Below are 17,614 nucleotides of genomic sequence, written 5' to 3' on the forward strand. Positions count from 1 at the left end.
CGCGCGACGCCCAGGTCAACGCCACTCGGGGGGAATGTTGCCGATCTGCTTCAGCAGGTCCCAGTCGGCCGGCTTCCGTTTCGGGTCGTGCCACTGAGCGCCGTTGCCGACCCAGTAGCCCCGGAGTTCGCGGACTTGGGTCACGGTGTCGTCGCCGATGCCGGATTCGTTGTAGCAGCACTCGCAGATGACGTACTGGGGCACGCCGTACTCGTCGAAGAGCACCTCGCCGTCGTCCAGGCCGCATGTCCGGCAAGCGGTCTCGGTCTTGTTCCGGGTCGGCATGTCGGCCATCCTGCCAGGTGAGTTCGGTCCCTCCGGACTGCTCAGTCCCCGGCGGGCGGCGACCCGGAGGCGTCCCGGTCGACCGCGTAGCCGGGCAGGGACGGCCACCGCACCGTCAGCACCACGGACTCCTCCTCCGCGTACCAGGAGTGGTCGACGCCCCTGCCCCACACGACGTAGTCGCCCTGTTCGGCCAGGACGACGCTGCGGCCGGGCAGTTCCACGCGGAAGCGGCCGCTGATGAGGACCTGCAGGGCGGTGCGCTCCTCGCCGGTGACCCAGTGGGCGCGCTCGTCCCCCTTCGGATGGACGCCCCACTTGATCTCCACGTCCTCGCTGTGCCGGGGGTCGGAGGCGTCCTTGAAGTGCCCCAGCAGCCACCCTCGGTCCAGTGCCGCGTCCTTGCCCGCGTTGCCCACGTACACGCTGTCCGTCATGGTTCCGGAAGCTAGCAGCCGGCTGCGCGGGGCTCGGGTCGGGCTCACGCACCTCCGTGGATCAAGGGGCGTGCACCGGGATACGCTCACGGCGCGGCAGGGTCGGCCGCTCTGGTTCCGGGGGGAATCGTGGGAAAATCACCGCGTGGTCGGATACCGCGCAGGGTGACGAGTGCGGCGTTCGCCGTCGTGCTGCTCACCGGAGGAACGGTTGCCTGCGGGGAGGGGGCGGCGAGTGACTCGGCGTCCGCGAACGAGGAATCGCCCGAAGTGACGCCCATGAAGGCCGTCGCGAAGGCGGCAGCGAGCGCCGGGCACATCACGTCGCTGCACTACCGGGTCACCGGCACCGTGCCGGAGTGGGGCCGGTTGAACGCGGAGGCGTCCATGCACACGGCGCCCATGACGATGGACATGACGATGAACGCCACCGACGGCCGGTACGGCGGCAGCCGACTGGAGATCCGGTTCGTCGACGGAGCGATGTACGTTCACCGGGACGGCGTCGACTCGGGGAAGCTGAAGGGCGCGAGCTGGCTCCGCGCCGAACCGGGCACGTGGGGAAGCGACTTGTTCGACAACAAGTCGTACGGCCTGCTGCCGCGTCAGCTCGAAGGCAACCCGGTCGTGCAGTCGGCGATGCTGACCGCCTCCAAGGACGTGCGACGCGTCGGGACCGAGACGATCGACGGCGTCCCGGCCACGCACTACAGAGGGACGGTCACCAGCAAGGGCGTACGTGCCGCCCGCGACGCCGCCCCCGACAAAGCGGCCCGCGAGCGCCAGATCGACAGCCTCGGCCAGTTCTCGGCCATGCGCCTCGACGGCACGCTCACCATGGACCTGTGGGTCGGCGACGACAACCGCACCAAGCGGTTCCGCATGCGCAGCGACACGTACGCGTCGAAGGGCGGCACCGTCGACCAGCCGCTCGAGATCATCGACGGCGAACCCCTCGACATGACCGTCACCTTCCTCGACGTCAACGAACCGGTGACCGTCGAGGCGCCGCCGGCCGACGACACCGCCGATCTCGGCGACCTGGCCGACGAGCTGGGGACGGTCTGAGCGCGCCCGCCCTCAGGCCGGTTCCACCGGCAGCCACAGTTCCGTCGTCGCCGTCGTGAAGTCCTCCGCCCGGTCCAGGACGGTGACGATCGACGGGCCCGGGCGCAGGCGCCAGGGGTTCGAGGGGAACCACTCCGACGCCGTGGCCGCCCAGGTGGTCTGGAGGGCGTCCGGGTAGGGGCCCGAGCTGCGGAAGACCGCCCACGTGCCGGCCGGTACCTCGATGGCGTCGAGGTCGTCGGGGGCCGGGGTGGCCCCGGAGATCGCGACGCCGTGGAGGTAGGTCAGCTCCGTGCCCTCCGCGCTGTCCTGGGCCACGTCGTCGCAGACCTGGAGCAGGCCCGCCGGGTCCGTGTCGCCGAGGGACTTCAGGCGGGCGTGGGCCTCCTGGGGGAGGGCGGCGATGTGCTGCTGGATGTGCGGGTTGACGCCCTCGTGGATGAGGGGGACGCGGGTCGCGTGGCCGATCAGGCGGAACGCGGGGCGGTCGGTGAAACGGGTGTCCATGGGGGTGCTCCCTTCGACGGTCAGGCGGAACCTGAGCTGCGGCTGTGTCCGAAGGGGGCCGCCGTCGCGGCGGACGTCGCGCGGGGCGGAGCCGTGGACCGACCGGAACGCGCGTCCGAACGCCTCCGTCGAGCCGTAGCCGTACCGGACGGCGACGGTCAGCAGATCGTCCTCGCCCCGTACGACGTCGGCGGCGGCCACCGTCATGCGGCGCCGCCGGACGTACTCGGACAACGGCATGCCCGCCAGCGACGAGAACATCCGGCGCAGGTGGTACTCGGTCGTGCCGAGCTTCGCGGCCAGTGCGGGAACGTCCGGTTCCTCGCCGAGGTGCTCCTCGACCAGGTCGACCAGGTGGTTCAACGCGGAGATCATGCGGCCTCCCTTCGGCATCCACCGTCGCAGGGGGCACACGGGCGACGCCCGATCGCCGCCGTTCGGTTCGGTCGGTTCGGGCGGGCGGGGGAGGGAGGAGGGAGTGCGGGGGTCAGTTCGCCGTCGTCAGGTGGCGGCGGTCGTCCCGGCGTCCGCGCAGCGTCCGCCACGCCGCACCCAGGGCCAGGGACTGGACCAGCGCCGAGAGCACGATGCCGCCGACGAAGAACCACGCCGGTGCCTCGCCGCCCCAGCCCGCCTCGCCGAGCCAGGCCACGAAACCGAAGGCCGGGAAGGTGAACAGGGCCGGCCACACCCAGACGAGGGAGGCGTCGGGGCCGTTCCAGAAGAGCGGCTGCACCGCGGCGACCGCCATCGCGCCGCCGACCAGGGTGAGGTAGGCCGCGGAGACGCGGTTGGCGAGGGCCAGGCGGACGAGGCCGCGTATACGGCCGGGCCGGTCGGTGCCGTCGGTCCGGTCGGTTCGGGCGTTGTTCGGCTGGGTGCTGTTCATGGGATCCGGGCCCCCCGGGGTGGTGGTCGTGGTCGTGCTCCTGAACCAGGGTCGACCGGGAGCCCGCCCCGGGCCTGAGTACCCGTACTCAAGTCCGGGGTGACGCGGTACCCGCCTGCGGAGGCCTGTCCGGGCCGTAGCAGGGCCTGGACCGGGCCTGGACCGGGTCTATACCGACAGGGGGACCTCGTGGATCTCGTCCGCCTTGTGGCCCGCGCGTTCGTGCACGCGCTGGACCGCCTCGGCCGACGGCCCCTCGGAGAGGCAGTAGATGGTGCCGGAGGCCGGGTCCGCCCACGCCTGTTCGAAGTGGACGTTCTCGTCCTTCTCCACGGCGAGATCGGCCTGGTGGGCCCGGTGCAACTGGTCCGAGGTGATGCCGTGCATCCCGTGGTGTACGTCCATGAAGTGAGCCATGGCGCCTCGCACCCCCTTCAGGGTCTTTCCTCCAGGGTGCGCCCGTGCGGCGGCCGGGGCGAACCCGGCCGCCGCACCCCTGTGCACCGGTTGCCGCTACCGCGTCAGCCGCACTGGCAGGGGCTTCCCGACTGGCAGCCGCAGCCGCAGCCCGAGCCGCAGCCGCAGGCGGCGATCAGCGGGAGGCTGCGGATCTCGGGGGGCTGCTCGGTGGGACGTTCCTGTGCGGGGTCGGGCCTCGTGCTGGGGGAATCGGCCATGGTTCCTCCTGGAAGCGGGTGCCGGGGCCCTGGGTCCCGGGGCCCCGGGGTCCTGCGTCCATTGCACGCCCCGAGTGGCCGTCGCATCAACGGCGCACTGAAGCGAACCCGCGCGCCCCCCACGGCCGACCTCCCCCCATGGCCAGCCTCCCGTGCAGCCGGCCTCCCGCGCAGGCGAGGCTCAGGCCCCCTCGACCTGCGTCGCCGGCTGGATGTCCGACTGGAGGGCGTCCGCGTGCTCGCCGGTGACCAGGTAGACCACCCGCTTGGCGACCGAGACCGCGTGGTCGGCGAAGCGCTCGTAGTAGCGGCCCAGCAGCGTGACGTCGACGGCCGTCTCGATGCCGTGCTTCCAGCGGTCGTCCATCAGGTGCTGGAAGAGGGTGCGGTGCAGGAGGTCCATCGCGTCGTCGTCCTGCTCCAGCTGGAGCGCCAGGTCGACGTCCTTGGTGATGATCACCTCGGCGGCCTTCGCCATCAGGCGCTGCGCGAGCTGGCCCATCTCCAGGATGGTCGCGTGCAGGTCGTGCGGCACCGCACGCTCCGGGTAGCGCAGCCGGGCCAGCTTGGCCACGTGCTGGGCCAGGTCGCCCGAGCGCTCCAGGTCGGCCGACATCCGCAGCGAGGTCACGACGATGCGCAGGTCGGTGGCGACCGGCTGCTGGCGGGCCAGCAGGGTTATCGCCCGGGCCTCCAGCTCGTGCTGGAGGTCGTCGACCTTCTGGTCCGCCTCGATGACGGCCTCGGCCAGCTTCAGGTCGGAGTCGAGGATCGCGGTCGTGGCGCGTCCGATGGCCGACCCGACCAGCCGGGCCATCTCCACCAGACCGTCACCGATCGAATCAAGTTCCTCGTGGTACGCGTCCCGCATCAGGATTCCCTCTCGTACGTCTGTTTAAGGGGCTCGAAAGCGGCCTCGCGCCCCTCGCCGTGCCCCCACGCTTACACGTTCCGTCCTGTACGCGTCCGTTTCCGGCACCCCAAATGAACCATCCCTGGCTCCAAGGTGAACTCTGGGCGACGAGTGTTCGAGGTCGCACCCCGATGGCTGGGGCATGGCCGTTCGCCGTGCCTAACCTTGGAGACATGGACGTGAACGCGGCGGTCGCCGCAGCGGCTGCGATCGCCGGAGTACTCACCGGTGTCATCGCCACGCTGGCGTTCCGCTGGAGCGAGCGGGAGCAGAAGCGCCCCACACGCACCTCGCTGCACACCGACCCCGTGCTGCCGCCCGGCGTCGACACCGTCCTGTCCGTACTGCGTTCCTCCGCCGTCGTCCTCGACGAGGCCGACGCCGTGGTCAAGGCCAGCTCGGCGGCGTACGCCCTCGGCCTGGTCCGGGGCGGCAAGCTCGCCGTCGAGCCCATGCTGCAGATGGCCAGGGACACGCGGCGGGACGGGGAGATACGGCAGGTCGAGCTGGACCTGCCCCGGCGCGGCAACGGGCGGGGGGAGGCCCTCGCCGTCTCGGCGCGCGTCGCGCCCCTCGGATCCCGGCTGGTGCTGCTGCTGGTCGAGGACCTCACCGAGGCCCGCCGCATCGAGGCCGTACGGCGCGACTTCGTCGCCAATGTGAGCCACGAGCTGAAGACGCCGGTCGGGGCGCTCTCGCTGCTGTCCGAGGCCGTGATGGACGCGGCGGACGACCCGGAGGCCGTGGAGCGGTTCGCCGGGCGGATGCAGATCGAGGCGACCCGGCTGACGAACCTGGTGCAGGAGCTCATCGACCTGTCCCGGGTCCAGAACGACGACCCCCTCGACGACGCCGAGCCCGTCCGGGTGGACGAGCTGGTCGCCGAGGCCATCGACCGCTGCCGGCACGCGGCCGGCACCAAGCAGATCACCATGGCCGCCGGAGGAACGGCGGATCTGCACGTACGCGGCAACCGCGGCCAGCTCGCCGCCGCCCTCGGCAATCTCGTCGAGAACGCCGTCAACTACTCGCCGGCCCGCACCCGCGTCGGCATAGCCGCCCGCCGTGTCGCCGCCACCGGCGGCGACCTGATCGAGATCGCCGTGACCGACCAGGGCATCGGCATCTCGGAGAAGGACAAGGAGCGCGTCTTCGAGCGCTTCTACCGCGTCGACCCGGCCCGCTCGCGGGCCACCGGAGGCACCGGCCTGGGTCTCGCGATCGTCAAGCACGTGGTCGCCTCGCACGGCGGGGAGGTCACGGTGTGGAGCGCCGAAGGCCAGGGCTCCACCTTCACCCTGCGGCTGCCGGAGGCGGGCCTGGCCCGCGACCGCGCGCGGCAGCGGTCCGACCGCGACGGAATCGGCGACGAGACCCCGCGGTCGGCCTCATCCCCCCAAACATCCCCGTACGAAACGTTTCCCGCCCCGGAGGTCCTTCCGTGACCCGTGTGCTCGTCGTCGAGGACGAGGAGTCCTTCTCCGACGCCCTGTCGTACATGCTCCGCAAGGAGGGCTTCGAGGTCGCCATCGCGACCACCGGCCCCGACGGACTCGACGAGTTCGAGCGCAACGGCGCCGACCTCGTGCTCCTCGACCTGATGCTGCCCGGCCTGCCGGGCACGGAGGTCTGCCGCCAGCTGCGCGGCCGCTCGAACGTTCCCGTGATCATGGTGACCGCCAAGGACAGCGAGATCGACAAGGTCGTCGGACTGGAGATAGGGGCCGACGACTACGTCACCAAGCCCTTCTCCTCCCGCGAGCTGGTCGCCCGCATCCGAGCCGTACTGCGCCGGCGCGGCGAGCCGGAGGAGGTCGCCCCGGCCGCCCTGGAGGCCGGGCCCGTCCGGATGGACGTCGACCGGCACGTGGTGACCGTCGGCGGCACCAAGGTCGACCTGCCGCTCAAGGAGTTCGACCTGCTGGAGATGCTGCTGCGCAACGCCGGCCGCGTGCTGACCCGCATGCAGCTGATCGACCGGGTGTGGGGTGCCGACTACGTCGGTGACACCAAGACCCTCGACGTCCACGTCAAGCGGCTGCGCGCCAAGATCGAGCCCGACCCGGGCGCGCCGCGGTACCTGGTGACGGTGCGCGGGCTGGGATACAAGTTCGAGCCGTAGGCCGGCCCACGGGCCGGAGGTGACGAAGGGCGGGACCTCACGGAGAGGTCCCGCCCTTCGGCGTACGTGCGTATCCGCGTACGTGCGTATCCGCGCGCGTGCGGCTACGTCGCTCAGTGGCCGGCTTCGGTACCCGTGCCGGTGCCCGTGCCGTCCTCCTGGGAGGTGCCGTCCTCCTGGGTGCCCTCGGTCGAGGTGCCGGTCCCGTCCGCCTCTCCGGAGGCCGTCGAGCCGTCCGCCGGGGTGCCCGCGGACTCGCCGTCGGACGGCTCGCCCGAGGTGTCGGCGGAGGCCTCGCCGGAGGGCTGCGACGCGCCCGGGGCCGACGGGACGTCGCTCGGGCCCCACTCGGTGAAGTAGCTCTCGGCGGGGACGACGAGCGTGCGCAGGCTCACCTCGCCGGTCTTGCTGAAGGTGAAGGTGATCTTCTGCGCGTTCCCGTCCTGAAGCGCCTCGCGGCTGCTGGGCAGGACGGCGGCGGCGTTGTCCTTGCCGCCGAGGATCAGGGAGCCGCCGGCCGGGACGACCAGGTCGCCCTTGTCGCCCTTGGCGGGCTTCAGCTCGGCGGACTTGCCGGTGTCCGGGACGGTGACGGACTCGAGGGTCTGGTCCGTCCTGCCGTTGTTGAACAGGGTCACGGCGATCACGGCCGGGCCGGTCGACTCCAGATCGGGCTGCGTGATGACGACCGCGTTCTGCACCTCGATGTCGCCGACGGTCGTGGCAGCGTGATCCGGCTTGATCTCCAGCGTCTGGGCGTTGTGACCGGCGCCGCACGCGGCGAGCGAGGCGATCGAGAACGCGATGGCGGCGGCGGCGAGGGCACCGCGTCGAAGGCTGCTGCTCACGGCGGCGGCAACTCCTTGGTCTCGAGCGGGGTGGCGGCAACGGATAAAGCCGCCCTAAGTGGCTGTCAGCGGCCTCAGGCTACCGAGCCGTTCTCCGGCCGCCGCACCCGACCCTCCCCGAAGCCACCCGGCTTCGCCCGGCAGGCGGTAGGGCGCCGGCGCGGTGCGGGAGTGGCCGGGGCGCGTTCCGCGCGTCGTTTTGCGGCTCGTACTCGTCCGACATTCAGCTATGCGGCCCTCCGCCATACCGGTCGTGGATGGGTGCGCGAGATTTCCGTGAAGGAATGCGCGGGCGGCCAGGAAATTGATCACCGGTGGGCCGGACGGGGCACCTCGTGATCAATTCCGGATTCGTCCGGAACCCCGCCACGGCCACCGAACGGAGTAGCGGAAGTCGCACGCGTGGAACCGGACATATCGGGATCTTCGGGCATGCGGCGAGGGTTCCGGGGGCGTGTGACGTGCGTGTTTCGCCCGGCCTGAAGAGCCGCTCCGACCTGCGAATACTTTCTTCCGCTCGCCCCGCGCAGCACGTTCCTGTTGCTGTTGTCAAGCCCCGAGATATGCCCTGACCTGCGAAAACGCCATTCAGTAGACGCAGTTTCCGTGTTACCCTTGATAGCCACGGAAGGGGTACCTGTCACATGACGTTCAAGGTTGGCGACACCGTGGTCTATCCCCATCACGGGGCCGCGCTGATCGAGGCTATCGAAACTCGCCAGATCAAAGGCGTGGACAAGACCTACTTGGTGCTGAAGGTCGCCCAGGGCGACCTGACGGTACGTGTGCCAGCGGACAATGCGGAGTTCGTCGGCGTGCGTGATGTGGTCGGTCAGGACGGGCTGGACCGGGTCTTCGAGGTGCTGCGCGCGCCGTACGCCGAGGAGCCCACGAACTGGTCGCGTCGTTACAAGGCAAACCTGGAGAAGCTCGCCTCCGGCGACGTCATCAAGGTCGCGGAAGTCGTGCGCGACCTGTGGCGGCGCGAGCGCGAGCGCGGACTCTCCGCAGGTGAGAAGCGCATGCTCGCCAAGGCCCGCCAGATCCTGGTGAGCGAGCTGGCTCTCGCGGAGAACACCAACGAGGACAAGGCGGAGGCCCTGCTCGACGAGGTGCTCGCCTCCTGATCAGCCGGATCGACCCGACCGGACCCGTCCGGCCGGATTGATCCGACCGGATCCGGGGTGAGGCGCAGACCGTCAGCCACTCGGTTCAGCGCACGGAAATGCCGCGGTGCCCGATGACACATTGCTGTCGCCGGGCGCTGCGGCATGTTCGCACCCGGACAACCCGGACACGGTTTCCGGCATCCGGACGTCCGGATGCCCATGATCCTCGTACGCTCGTCCCGGGAGGCTTCCCAGGATCCTGGCGTGCCGGGCCCGGGCTGCTGGCTCGACCAGGGTCACGGAAGGGTCCGGTCAAGGCATCGCGCCCGGCACGGTGAGGCCATACCCAAGTAGGTCGAGCACACAAACCTGACAGGAACCGATGTCTGACGAATCGCGTCCCTCGCCCACCCCGCAGGCCGCCGGTACCCGTGCGAACACACCGACCGCCGCCGTGATTCCGGCCGCGGGCCGGGGCGTACGGCTCGGCCCGGGCGCCCCCAAGGCCCTGCGCGCGCTGGGCGGCACGCCCATGCTGATCCACGCGGTCCGCGCGATGGCCGCCTCCCGCGCGGTCTCCCTCGTCGTGGTCGTCGCACCGCCCGACGGCGCGGCCGAGGTGAAGAACCTCCTGGACGCGCATGCGCTGCCTGGGGGTCCCCCCAGCGGTAGCTGGGGGAGGACCGACTTCCTCGTCGTGCCCGGCGGCGAGACGCGGCAGGAGTCCGTACGGCTCGGCCTGGACGCGCTGCCGCCCGAGTACGGCATCGTCCTCGTGCACGACGCGGCCCGGCCGCTGGTGCCGGTCGACACGGTGGACGCCGTGATCGACGCCGTACGGGAGGGCGCGCCCGCCGTGGTGCCGGCGGTGCCGCTCGCCGACACCGTCAAGCAGGTCGAGCCCGCCGGGACGCCCGGCGAGCCGGAGCCGGTGGTGGCCACGCCCGAGCGGGCGCGGCTGCGCGCGGTGCAGACCCCGCAGGGTTTCGACCGCGCGACGCTGGTGCGGGCCCACGGGACGGTGACCGACGACGTCACCGACGACGCGAGCATGGTCGAGCAGCTGGGGCTCGCGGTGGTGGTGGTGCCGGGGCACGAGGAGGCGTTCAAGGTGACGCGCCCGCTCGACCTGGTGCTCGCGGAGGCGGTACTGGCGCGCAGGAGGCTGAACGATGGGTTCTGAGGCGACCGGTTCTGAGACGGGCGAGCAGCCGCTGCTGTTGCCGCAGGTCGGGATCGGTACGGACATCCACGCCTTCGAGGACGGGCGCGAGCTGTGGTGCGCCGGTCTGAAGTGGGAGGGCGAGGGTCCCGGGCTCGCCGGGCACTCCGACGCGGACGTCGTCGCGCACGCGGCGTGCAACGCGTTGTTCTCGGCGGCGGGGCTCGGGGATCTCGGGCAGCACTTCGGCACCGGGCGGCCGGAGTGGTCCGGGGCGTCCGGGGTGACGCTGCTGACGGAGACGGCGCGGATCGTGCGGGACGGGGGGTTCCGGATCGGGAACGTGGCGGTGCAGGTGGTGGGGGCGCGGCCGAAGGTCGGCAAGCGGCGGGACGAGGCGGAGGCGGTTCTCTCCGCGGCGGTGGGGGCGCCGGTGTCCGTGTCGGGGGCGACGACGGACGGGCTCGGGTTTCCCGGGCGGGGGGAGGGGCTGATGGCGGTGGCCACGGCGTTGGTCGTGCGGGTGCCCTAGCCGGGCGGCGCGGTGGAAGGGGTGCCGCCGGGGGACGCGCCGTCCGGGGCTCCGCCCCGCACCCCGCCAGGGGCTCCGCCCCTGGACCCCGCCTATGCCCACCCGCCACCCGACTCGGTCGGCTCAGAGGGTGCCCTCTCGGTGCTGCGGCTCGCGGGGGCGGGGGGCGTCGCCCGTTCCGGCTCGGTCGTGCAACAACGGGGCAGGTGTGCCCTGGGCACTGTCCGGCGCCTACTACCCTTGGACCCGTGACTATTCGCCTGTACGACACCAGCGCCCGGCAGATCCGTGACTTCGCCCCCCTCACGCCGGGCTGCGTCTCGATCTACCTGTGCGGTGCCACCGTGCAGGCCGCCCCGCACATCGGGCACATCCGTTCCGGGCTGAACTTCGACATCATGCGCCGCTGGTTCGCGTACCGCGGCTACGACGTCACGTTCGTCCGCAACGTCACCGACATCGACGACAAGATCATCACGAAGGCGGCTGAACAGCACCGCCCCTGGTGGTCCATCGGGTACGAGAACGAGCGGGCGTTCAACGACGCCTACGACGCCCTCGGCTGCCTGCCGCCGACGTACGAGCCCCGCGCCACCGGCCACATCACCGAGATGGTCGAGATGATGCGCGGCCTCATCGAGCGCGGCCACGCCTACGAGGCCGACGGCAGCGTCTACTTCGACGTACGGTCCCTGCCCGGTTACCTGTCGCTGTCCAACCAGGACATCGACGAGCTGCGCCAGCCCGCCGGCGAGGGCGAGACCGGCAAGCGGGACCCGCGGGACTTCGCCATGTGGAAGGCGGCCAAGCCCGGGGAGCCGAGCTGGGAGACGCCGTGGGGCCGGGGGCGGCCGGGCTGGCACCTGGAGTGCTCCGCGATGGCGCACAAGTACCTGGGCGAGGAGTTCGACGTCCACGGGGGCGGGATCGACCTGATCTTCCCGCACCACGAGAACGAGATCGCCCAGGCCAAGGGCTTCGGCGACGCCTTCGCCCGCTACTGGGTGCACAACGCCTGGGTCACCATGAGCGGCGAGAAGATGTCCAAGTCGCTCGGCAACAGCGTGCTCGTCAGCGAGATGGTGAAGAAGTGGCGGCCGGTCGTGCTGCGCTACTACCTGGGCACCCCGCACTACCGCTCCACCATCGAGTACAGCGAGGAGTCCCTGCGCGAGGCCGAGTCGGCGTACGCGCGGATCGAGGGCTTCGTGCAGCGCGTCACCGAGCTGGCCGGGCACGCCGTCGAGCCCGCCGCCGAGGTGCCGCCCGCCTTCGCCGAGGCGATGGACGACGACCTGGGCGTCCCGCAGGCGCTCGCGATCGTGCACACCACCGTCCGGCAGGGCAACAGCGCGCTGGCCGCCGACGACAAGGAGGCCGCCGTCGGCCGGCTCGCCGAGGTGCGGGCCATGCTCGGCGTCCTCGGCCTCGACCCGCTGGACGCGCGGTGGGCCGGGGAGCAGGAGCAGGGCGAGGATCTGCGGCACGTCGTCGACAGCCTCGTACGGCTCGTGCTCGACCAGCGCGAGGGCGCGCGGGCGCGGAAGGACTGGGCCACGGCCGACGCCATCCGCGACCGGCTCGGGCAGTCCGGGCTGGTCATCGAGGACGGCCCGCAGGGACCCCGCTGGAGCCTCGGCCCCCGCTGACCCGAGTCCGGGATCGTCCGGGATCGTAGATCGATTGTGCCGCCCGGCCCTCCGGGCGGCACACTGCATAAGACGCACGTACGACGCACACCCCGTAAGACCCAGAGACGCAGAGAAGCGGAGACAGGTACTCATGGCCGCGAACAACCGCCGCATGTCCGGCAAGAAGGGCGCGCAGGTCGGCAGTGGCGGCAAGCGACGCCGGGGCCTGGAAGGCAAGGGGCCGACGCCCCCCGCCGAGATGCGCAAGGGACACGCCAAGCAGCGCGCCGCCAACGCCAAGGCGCGCCGCGCCACCGGCGGCCGCCCGCAGCAGCGGCGCGGCGGTGGCCGCTCGACGTCCGAGCTGGTCGTCGGCCGCAACCCCGTCTACGAGGCGCTGCGCGAGGGCGTGCCCGCCTCCACGCTCTACGTCCAGCAGTTCATCGACAACGACGAGCGGGTGCGCGAGGCCCTCCAGCTCGCCGCCGAGCGCGGCGGGATCAACCTGATGGAGGCGCCGCGTCCCGAGCTGGACCGGATGACCAACGGGCTGAACCACCAGGGGCTCGTGCTCCAGGTGCCGCCGTACGAGTACGCGCACCCCGAGGACCTGGTCGCCGCCGCCCACGACGAGGGCGCGGACCCGCTGATCGTCGCCCTCGACGGGGTGACCGACCCGCGCAACCTCGGCGCCGTCGTCCGCTCCGTCTCCGCCTTCGGCGGCCACGGCGTCGTGGTGCCCGAGCGGCGCGCGGCCGGCATGACGGCGGGCGCCTGGAAGACGTCCGCCGGTACGGCCGCCCGTACGCCGGTGGCCCGCGCCACCAACCTCACCCGGGCGCTGGAGACGTACCAGAAGGCCGGCATCACGGTCGTCGGCCTCGCCGCCGACGGCGAGGCCGAACTCGGCGACCTGGAGGCCCTCGACGGCCCCGTGGTCATCGTCGTCGGCAGCGAGGGCAAGGGGCTCTCGCGGCTCGTCGGCGAGACGTGCGACTTCCGGGTGCGGATTCCGATGCCGGGCGGCGCCGAGTCCCTCAACGCCGGTGTGGCGGCGGGGATCGTGCTGTACGAGGCGGCGCGTCGGCGGAGCTGAACGCGTGTTCGCCGGATAGCCCATACGGGGTGTTCGAGGCTGTCCGGACATGCTTGACGCGGTCCGGACAGATCGGGGCGGTCAAGGCAGTGTCCTAACGACACATCACTCGGTTAGATGAGTGTGGACACCAGAACACCCCGCACACCCACGGGGGACCGCTCGTCGGGATACGACGACGCTCCCGCGCTGAGCATGGTGAAGGTGCCGAGCGATCCGGCCCAGGTCATCGTCAACCACGCGAGTTTCCGCGTGCAGTTCGGTGCCTCCGCGCGGCGGACCCAGTCCCCGCGGATCGCGCGGCACCTGAGCGCCACCCAGGGCACCGCCCGCATGCCCGCCGCCCCGGCCGCGGGCCGCCGCCGCGCCGTCGTGTGGAGCGGGCGCTCCGACCCGGACGACACCGGCGCACACCGGCTGCTCCAAGCGGTGCGCGCGGGAGCCGGCCACCACACGGACGACCCGGCCGCCGACCTCTCCGCCGACGCCGGGGCCACTCAGGTCATCCCCCGGGTCGACCTCGGTGGCGGCCCCCTCGACTACGGCGACGGTCCCGCCACCGAGACGCTCGAGACCCCCCTCGTCGGCGCCCAGCGCGGTCCCGTCCCCGACGGCACCCGGCTGCTGCCCGCCATGCGCACCGTCGGCAGCGCCTACGACGAGCCCGGCTACGACGAAGCCGCCTACGGCCCCCAGGACTTCGGCACCGGCACCGACGGCCACCGCGGCGACGGCTACGGCACCGACGGCTACGGCTACGGTGACGACGACGCGGACCGGGGCGAGCCCCGCAGCAGGCGCCGCACCGACGACCCGGCGCGGCACGCCTACTTCCCCGGCCGCCGCATGAACCTCGGCGTCGTCCTGCTGCCCCTGCGGGTCTTCCTCGGCTTCATCTCCATCTACGCCGGCATGGGCAAGCTCTGCGACCCCGTCTACTTCGACGGCGGCGAACGCGGCTCCATGGTCAAGTGGCTCAACACCCTGCACCCCTGGGACGTCGCCGAGCCGCTGCGCCAGTTCGCCCTGGCCCACCCCGTGGGCGCCGGGCTGGTCATCGCCTTCCTCCAGGTACTGGTGGGCGTCCTGACCGTCCTCGGCTGCTGGCAGCGCGTGGCCGCCGTCATCGGCGCCGGCCTGTCCGCCGCGCTCCTCGTCACCGTCAGCTGGAAGAGTGTCCCGGTCTACGACGCGCCCGACATCATCTACCTCGCCGCCTGGTCCCCGCTGATCATCGCCGGGGCACCCGTCTACTCGGTGGACGGCAGACTCGCGAGCAGTGCCTGGCGCCGGCTCGGCCCCCACTCCGACATCTGGGACCTGCGCCGCTACGTCCTGCGGCGCGGCGCGCTCATCACCTTCCTCGTCGCCGGTGTCACCCTCCTCGTCGGCTCCGTCCTCGGCGGTGCCGTCCGGGACGCCGACCGCGTGGTCGTCCCCGGGCCCGGCGAGGCCCCGCGCAACGAACTGCCCGGCTCCCCGCTGCCGCAGGAGCCCGGCGCCAGCAAGCCGAAGCCCTCGTCCCCGGAGGCCTCCGCGTCGCCCACCCAGGGCGCCACCGGGGGCGCGTCCACGCCCTCGCGGGACTCCGCGACCACCCCGGGAGCGACCCGCGACAGCGGCACCGCCACCGGTGGCGGTGCCCCGAGCCAGACCCAGGGCACCACGGGCCAGGCCCCGCCCCGGCAGTCCTCCCCGGCCGGCGAGGCGCCGAGCACCACGGCCGGCCCGACCGCGGGCGGCACCTCGACCGGCGGCAGTGGCGGCGGTGGCTCCACGGGCGGCACCGGGAGCGGCGACGGCGGCGGCGACTCGTCGTCCACCGGAGAGCCGGGCGGCCGCCTGGTGGGCGGCCTCCTGGGCTAGCCCCCACGCGTTCGCGCCCTGCGCCCCGGCCACAACGGGGTGCAGGGCGCGCGTCGTTGGTCCGTCAGCGCTCCGACGCGGCGTACGTCACGAAGTCCGTCCACGTGCCCGACGCGAGGGCGAGCCGGGGGCCCGCCGTGTGCTTGGAGTCGCGGACGTGGACGGTGCGGGGTGCTATCGCGATCTCTACGCAGGAGTTGCCGTCGGGACCGTCGCTGTAACTGCTCTTGAACCAGACGGGTTCGGTGGTGTCCTCTGCACAAGCCTTGCGGATCATGTCTCTCCCAGCAGCTGCTCGATGAAGGCCGGCGACTCCCGAGGAGTGAGAGCCTGCGCCCGGATCGTCCCATAGCGCAACTCAAGGATCCGCAGGTGCTTCGGGTCAAAGGTCGGCCGACCGCCGAACGCACCGTCGGAACGACCTGCCGCAGTGCCGTCCGCGAACTTCAGCACCTCGATCCTTCCGTCCAGCCCAGGATGGGCTCCGGCGCTGGTAGGCATTACCTGGAGTGTGACGTGGCGCAACTGCGCCACCTCCAGCAGGTGTTCGAGCTGCTGTCGCCACACCATCGTGCTCCCGACGCGTCGGCGCAGCGTTGCCTCTTCGAGTACGAAACTCAGGCTCGGAGCCGGTGACCGCTCGAAGATGGACTTCCGCGCCATGCGGGCGGCGACCAGACTCTCCGCCTCCTCTTCCGAGTACGGCGGCTGCCACACCTCGAACAACGCGCGCGCGTGCTCCGGCGTCTGCAACAGCCCGTGGATGCTGAGCCCGACGTACACGCCCAGTTCGACCGCCCTGGACTCCAACTGGGCCAGCGCCCGCACGCTCTTCGGGTACCGGACCTTCTTCACGTCCTCCCAGGCCGCCGAGAGGAGCCCACCGGCCCCCAGCACCTCGTCGGCCCTGTCCAGGTACTCCTGCCGGGGAATCCGCTTGCCGCCCTCGACCTTGTAGACCAGGTCCTCCCCGTACCCGACGGCCACTCCGAAGTCGCCGGCCCGCATCCCCGCCGCCTCGCGACGGAGCTTCAACTGCCGTCCCACGGTGGCGATGACCGCGACGCCCCACTCGTCGTCGGGATCGACCTCCCACCCCGGCTCATCCACGTCGTCCGCCATGTGCGCGCCCCTTCGTCGCTGAGTGACGTCTCACGGTACGCACGCATGACCACGCTGAGTGACGTGAACCAGGAATCCGCTCGTCACCGGAACCCGCGTTCTGAGGTTCCGGTGCCGTCAGCGCCTTACCAAGACAAAGAACCCGGGAGAAATGACCCCCACCAAGCCCCACCCCTCCCGCCCGAGGTGCGTCGTCACTCGGGTGGGTGAACATCACCGGCTCGGCTGGATTTTCGGGACCCCAACTCCCCTACTCTCAGCGCAGGCAAGCACAACTGAAAAGGCAACGGCCCCCGCTGGGACTGGCATCCCGGTGCGAGGGCCTAACCACCAAAGAAGACGAGACCTTCCCGATGGATGAGCAGAACACTAGCGCTCCGGCGCGCGCCCAGTCAGCCGCTGCTGACAATCAGTCCCGTACGCGTCGCCACGGCGGCGGCATCACCCACGACAACACCCGCCACACCACCCGCTTCGTGGTGATCGGCAACCACCTGGTCCAGCACAAGGAGCTGTCGCTCCTCGCGATCGGCCTCGGCTGCCACCTCCAGTCGCTGCCGACCGGTGCGGGCGCCGACATCAAGACCCTCGCCGCCCGCTTCCCGGAAGGCCCCACCCGTATCGCCGCCGCCCTGCGCGAACTGGAGGCCCACGGCTACCTGCGCCGCGAACGCCACCGCACCACCACCGGCCGCATCGTCACCCGCACCGTCTCCTGCAACCAGCCGGGTGCGAGCCGCCGCGAACCGGCCGACACGGGATGCCCACCCGCGAAGCGCACGCCCCCGCCGCCACGCCGTACGGGACACAAGGCGCTCCCCGCCGTACCGCAGCCGTCCAGCAAGGCCCCGGCCCTCCTCCAGACGGCCCTCGACCTCCTCGCCACCCTGCGCCGCCACGACCCCCGCCTCCTCCTCTCCACCAACGACACCGCCCACCTGGTCCCCGGCGTCGCCGCCTGGCTGGAACGGGACGTCGCCCCCGGCGCCGTACGCCACGCCCTGACCGATGGCCTCCCCGACGAACCCCTGCGCCGCCCCGCCGCCCTCCTCGCCCACCGCCTCACCGACCGACTGCCACCACCGCCACCGTTCAGGATCCCGCCCGGTCCGCGACCACCCCGCTCCTACGAGCTACGCAACTGCGACGGCTGCGACCGCGGCTTCCGCGCCCCCGACACCGAAGCCCGCTGCCGCGACTGCCGTACGGCGGCCAACGACGCACGGCCCGGGACGCTTCCCCGGCAATTCCCAGCACGCACTCGTTGACCAGGAGATACGCACCTTGATGTTCGCGCCCCGACTCCCCAGCCGTCCCGGACGACTACCCTGGCCAGTGCACTCTCAGGAG

At 71.8% G+C, this 17,614-nt stretch carries 20 protein-coding genes; 10 read left to right on the forward strand and 10 right to left on the reverse strand.

Going from position 1 to position 17,614, the window contains the following annotated elements; genetic code table 11:
- Positions 1 to 15: 15 nt before the first annotated feature.
- Positions 16 to 285 (reverse strand): hypothetical protein, encoded by a 270-nt coding sequence (locus OHA99_RS20480; RefSeq protein WP_153179191.1) that lies wholly within the window; start codon positions 283 to 285, stop codon positions 16 to 18.
- A 41-nt stretch (positions 286 to 326) separates the two neighbouring features.
- On the reverse strand, positions 327 to 722 hold the full coding sequence (locus OHA99_RS20485; RefSeq protein WP_153179192.1) for a signal peptidase I: 396 nt from the start codon (positions 720 to 722) through the stop codon (positions 327 to 329).
- 279 nt (positions 723 to 1,001) lie between these two features.
- Between OHA99_RS20485 and OHA99_RS20490 the strand changes: the two genes are divergently transcribed.
- Positions 1,002 to 1,790, forward strand: a complete 789-nt coding sequence (locus OHA99_RS20490; protein ID WP_153181894.1) for a hypothetical protein — start codon at positions 1,002 to 1,004, stop codon at positions 1,788 to 1,790.
- A 12-nt stretch (positions 1,791 to 1,802) separates the two neighbouring features.
- Here OHA99_RS20490 and OHA99_RS20495 read toward each other — a convergent pair whose 3' ends face one another.
- The 5 genes from OHA99_RS20495 to phoU all read right to left on the reverse strand — a co-directional run bounded on the left by OHA99_RS20495 (position 1,803) and on the right by phoU (position 4,734).
- The gene (locus OHA99_RS20495; RefSeq protein ID WP_194280032.1) at positions 1,803 to 2,672 is read right to left on the reverse strand and encodes an AraC family transcriptional regulator; all 870 of its coding nucleotides are present in this window, start codon (positions 2,670 to 2,672) and stop codon (positions 1,803 to 1,805) included.
- A gap of 112 nt (positions 2,673 to 2,784) precedes the next feature.
- Positions 2,785 to 3,186 (reverse strand): SCO4225 family membrane protein, encoded by a 402-nt coding sequence (locus OHA99_RS20500; RefSeq protein WP_366473603.1) that lies wholly within the window; start codon positions 3,184 to 3,186, stop codon positions 2,785 to 2,787.
- 168 nt (positions 3,187 to 3,354) lie between these two features.
- The gene (locus OHA99_RS20505) at positions 3,355 to 3,603 is read right to left on the reverse strand and encodes an SCO4226 family nickel-binding protein (protein ID WP_153179195.1); all 249 of its coding nucleotides are present in this window, start codon (positions 3,601 to 3,603) and stop codon (positions 3,355 to 3,357) included.
- Positions 3,604 to 3,707: 104 nt separating this feature from the next.
- Positions 3,708 to 3,863, reverse strand: a complete 156-nt coding sequence (locus OHA99_RS20510; protein ID WP_164384231.1) for a hypothetical protein — start codon at positions 3,861 to 3,863, stop codon at positions 3,708 to 3,710.
- A 181-nt stretch (positions 3,864 to 4,044) separates the two neighbouring features.
- Positions 4,045 to 4,734, reverse strand: a complete 690-nt coding sequence (phoU, locus tag OHA99_RS20515; RefSeq protein WP_153179197.1) for a phosphate signaling complex protein PhoU — start codon at positions 4,732 to 4,734, stop codon at positions 4,045 to 4,047.
- Between the two features lie 215 nt (positions 4,735 to 4,949).
- On the opposite strand from phoU, the gene OHA99_RS20520 reads away from it, so the two are divergent.
- Both OHA99_RS20520 and OHA99_RS20525 read left to right on the forward strand, forming a co-directional pair.
- Positions 4,950 to 6,221 carry a cell wall metabolism sensor histidine kinase WalK gene (locus tag OHA99_RS20520; protein WP_153179198.1) on the forward strand — a complete coding sequence of 424 codons (1,272 nt, stop codon included), beginning with the start codon at positions 4,950 to 4,952 and terminating at the stop codon, positions 6,219 to 6,221.
- Entirely contained in the window at positions 6,218 to 6,898 is a 681-nt protein-coding gene (locus OHA99_RS20525) for a response regulator transcription factor (RefSeq protein ID WP_003974745.1), read from the forward strand. Before OHA99_RS20520 ends, OHA99_RS20525 begins: the two co-directional genes overlap by 4 nt.
- Before the next feature lie 113 nt (positions 6,899 to 7,011).
- Here the strand turns inward: OHA99_RS20525 and OHA99_RS20530 are convergent, their stop codons facing one another.
- Positions 7,012 to 7,746: a DUF461 domain-containing protein gene (locus tag OHA99_RS20530; RefSeq protein ID WP_153179199.1), complete on the reverse strand. Its 735-nt coding sequence runs from the start codon at positions 7,744 to 7,746 to the stop codon at positions 7,012 to 7,014.
- A gap of 644 nt (positions 7,747 to 8,390) precedes the next feature.
- On the opposite strand from OHA99_RS20530, the gene OHA99_RS20535 reads away from it, so the two are divergent.
- The 6 genes from OHA99_RS20535 to OHA99_RS20560 all read left to right on the forward strand — a co-directional run bounded on the left by OHA99_RS20535 (position 8,391) and on the right by OHA99_RS20560 (position 15,142).
- Positions 8,391 to 8,873: a CarD family transcriptional regulator gene (locus tag OHA99_RS20535; protein WP_003953493.1), complete on the forward strand. Its 483-nt coding sequence runs from the start codon at positions 8,391 to 8,393 to the stop codon at positions 8,871 to 8,873.
- 364 nt (positions 8,874 to 9,237) lie between these two features.
- Positions 9,238 to 10,038, forward strand: coding sequence for a 2-C-methyl-D-erythritol 4-phosphate cytidylyltransferase (gene ispD / locus OHA99_RS20540; protein ID WP_153179200.1), 801 nt, complete (start codon positions 9,238 to 9,240; stop codon positions 10,036 to 10,038).
- On the forward strand, positions 10,028 to 10,549 hold the full coding sequence (gene ispF, locus OHA99_RS20545; protein ID WP_405697123.1) for a 2-C-methyl-D-erythritol 2,4-cyclodiphosphate synthase: 522 nt from the start codon (positions 10,028 to 10,030) through the stop codon (positions 10,547 to 10,549). The genes ispD and ispF overlap by 11 nt, the downstream gene beginning before the upstream one ends.
- A gap of 248 nt (positions 10,550 to 10,797) precedes the next feature.
- On the forward strand, positions 10,798 to 12,198 hold the full coding sequence (gene cysS / locus OHA99_RS20550; protein ID WP_405697126.1) for a cysteine--tRNA ligase: 1,401 nt from the start codon (positions 10,798 to 10,800) through the stop codon (positions 12,196 to 12,198).
- A 133-nt stretch (positions 12,199 to 12,331) separates the two neighbouring features.
- Positions 12,332 to 13,276 carry a 23S rRNA (guanosine(2251)-2'-O)-methyltransferase RlmB gene (gene rlmB, locus OHA99_RS20555; RefSeq protein WP_153179203.1) on the forward strand — a complete coding sequence of 315 codons (945 nt, stop codon included), beginning with the start codon at positions 12,332 to 12,334 and terminating at the stop codon, positions 13,274 to 13,276.
- A gap of 117 nt (positions 13,277 to 13,393) precedes the next feature.
- Positions 13,394 to 15,142: a DoxX family membrane protein gene (locus OHA99_RS20560; protein WP_405697128.1), complete on the forward strand. Its 1,749-nt coding sequence runs from the start codon at positions 13,394 to 13,396 to the stop codon at positions 15,140 to 15,142.
- Positions 15,143 to 15,206: 64 nt separating this feature from the next.
- On the opposite strand, the gene OHA99_RS20565 is transcribed toward OHA99_RS20560, so the two are convergent.
- The gene (locus OHA99_RS20565; protein WP_153179204.1) at positions 15,207 to 15,419 is read right to left on the reverse strand and encodes a DUF397 domain-containing protein; all 213 of its coding nucleotides are present in this window, start codon (positions 15,417 to 15,419) and stop codon (positions 15,207 to 15,209) included.
- Entirely contained in the window at positions 15,416 to 16,264 is an 849-nt protein-coding gene (locus OHA99_RS20570) for a helix-turn-helix transcriptional regulator (RefSeq protein WP_153179205.1), read from the reverse strand. Before OHA99_RS20570 ends, OHA99_RS20565 begins: the two co-directional genes overlap by 4 nt.
- Before the next feature lie 353 nt (positions 16,265 to 16,617).
- Between OHA99_RS20570 and OHA99_RS20575 the strand changes: the two genes are divergently transcribed.
- Positions 16,618 to 17,532 (forward strand): helix-turn-helix domain-containing protein, encoded by a 915-nt coding sequence (locus OHA99_RS20575; protein ID WP_405697131.1) that lies wholly within the window; start codon positions 16,618 to 16,620, stop codon positions 17,530 to 17,532.
- Positions 17,533 to 17,614 lie beyond the last annotated feature (82 nt).

This window comes from Streptomyces coelicoflavus (assembly GCF_045041415.1).
Taxonomy (GTDB): Bacteria; Actinomycetota; Actinomycetes; order Streptomycetales; family Streptomycetaceae; genus Streptomyces; species Streptomyces coelicoflavus.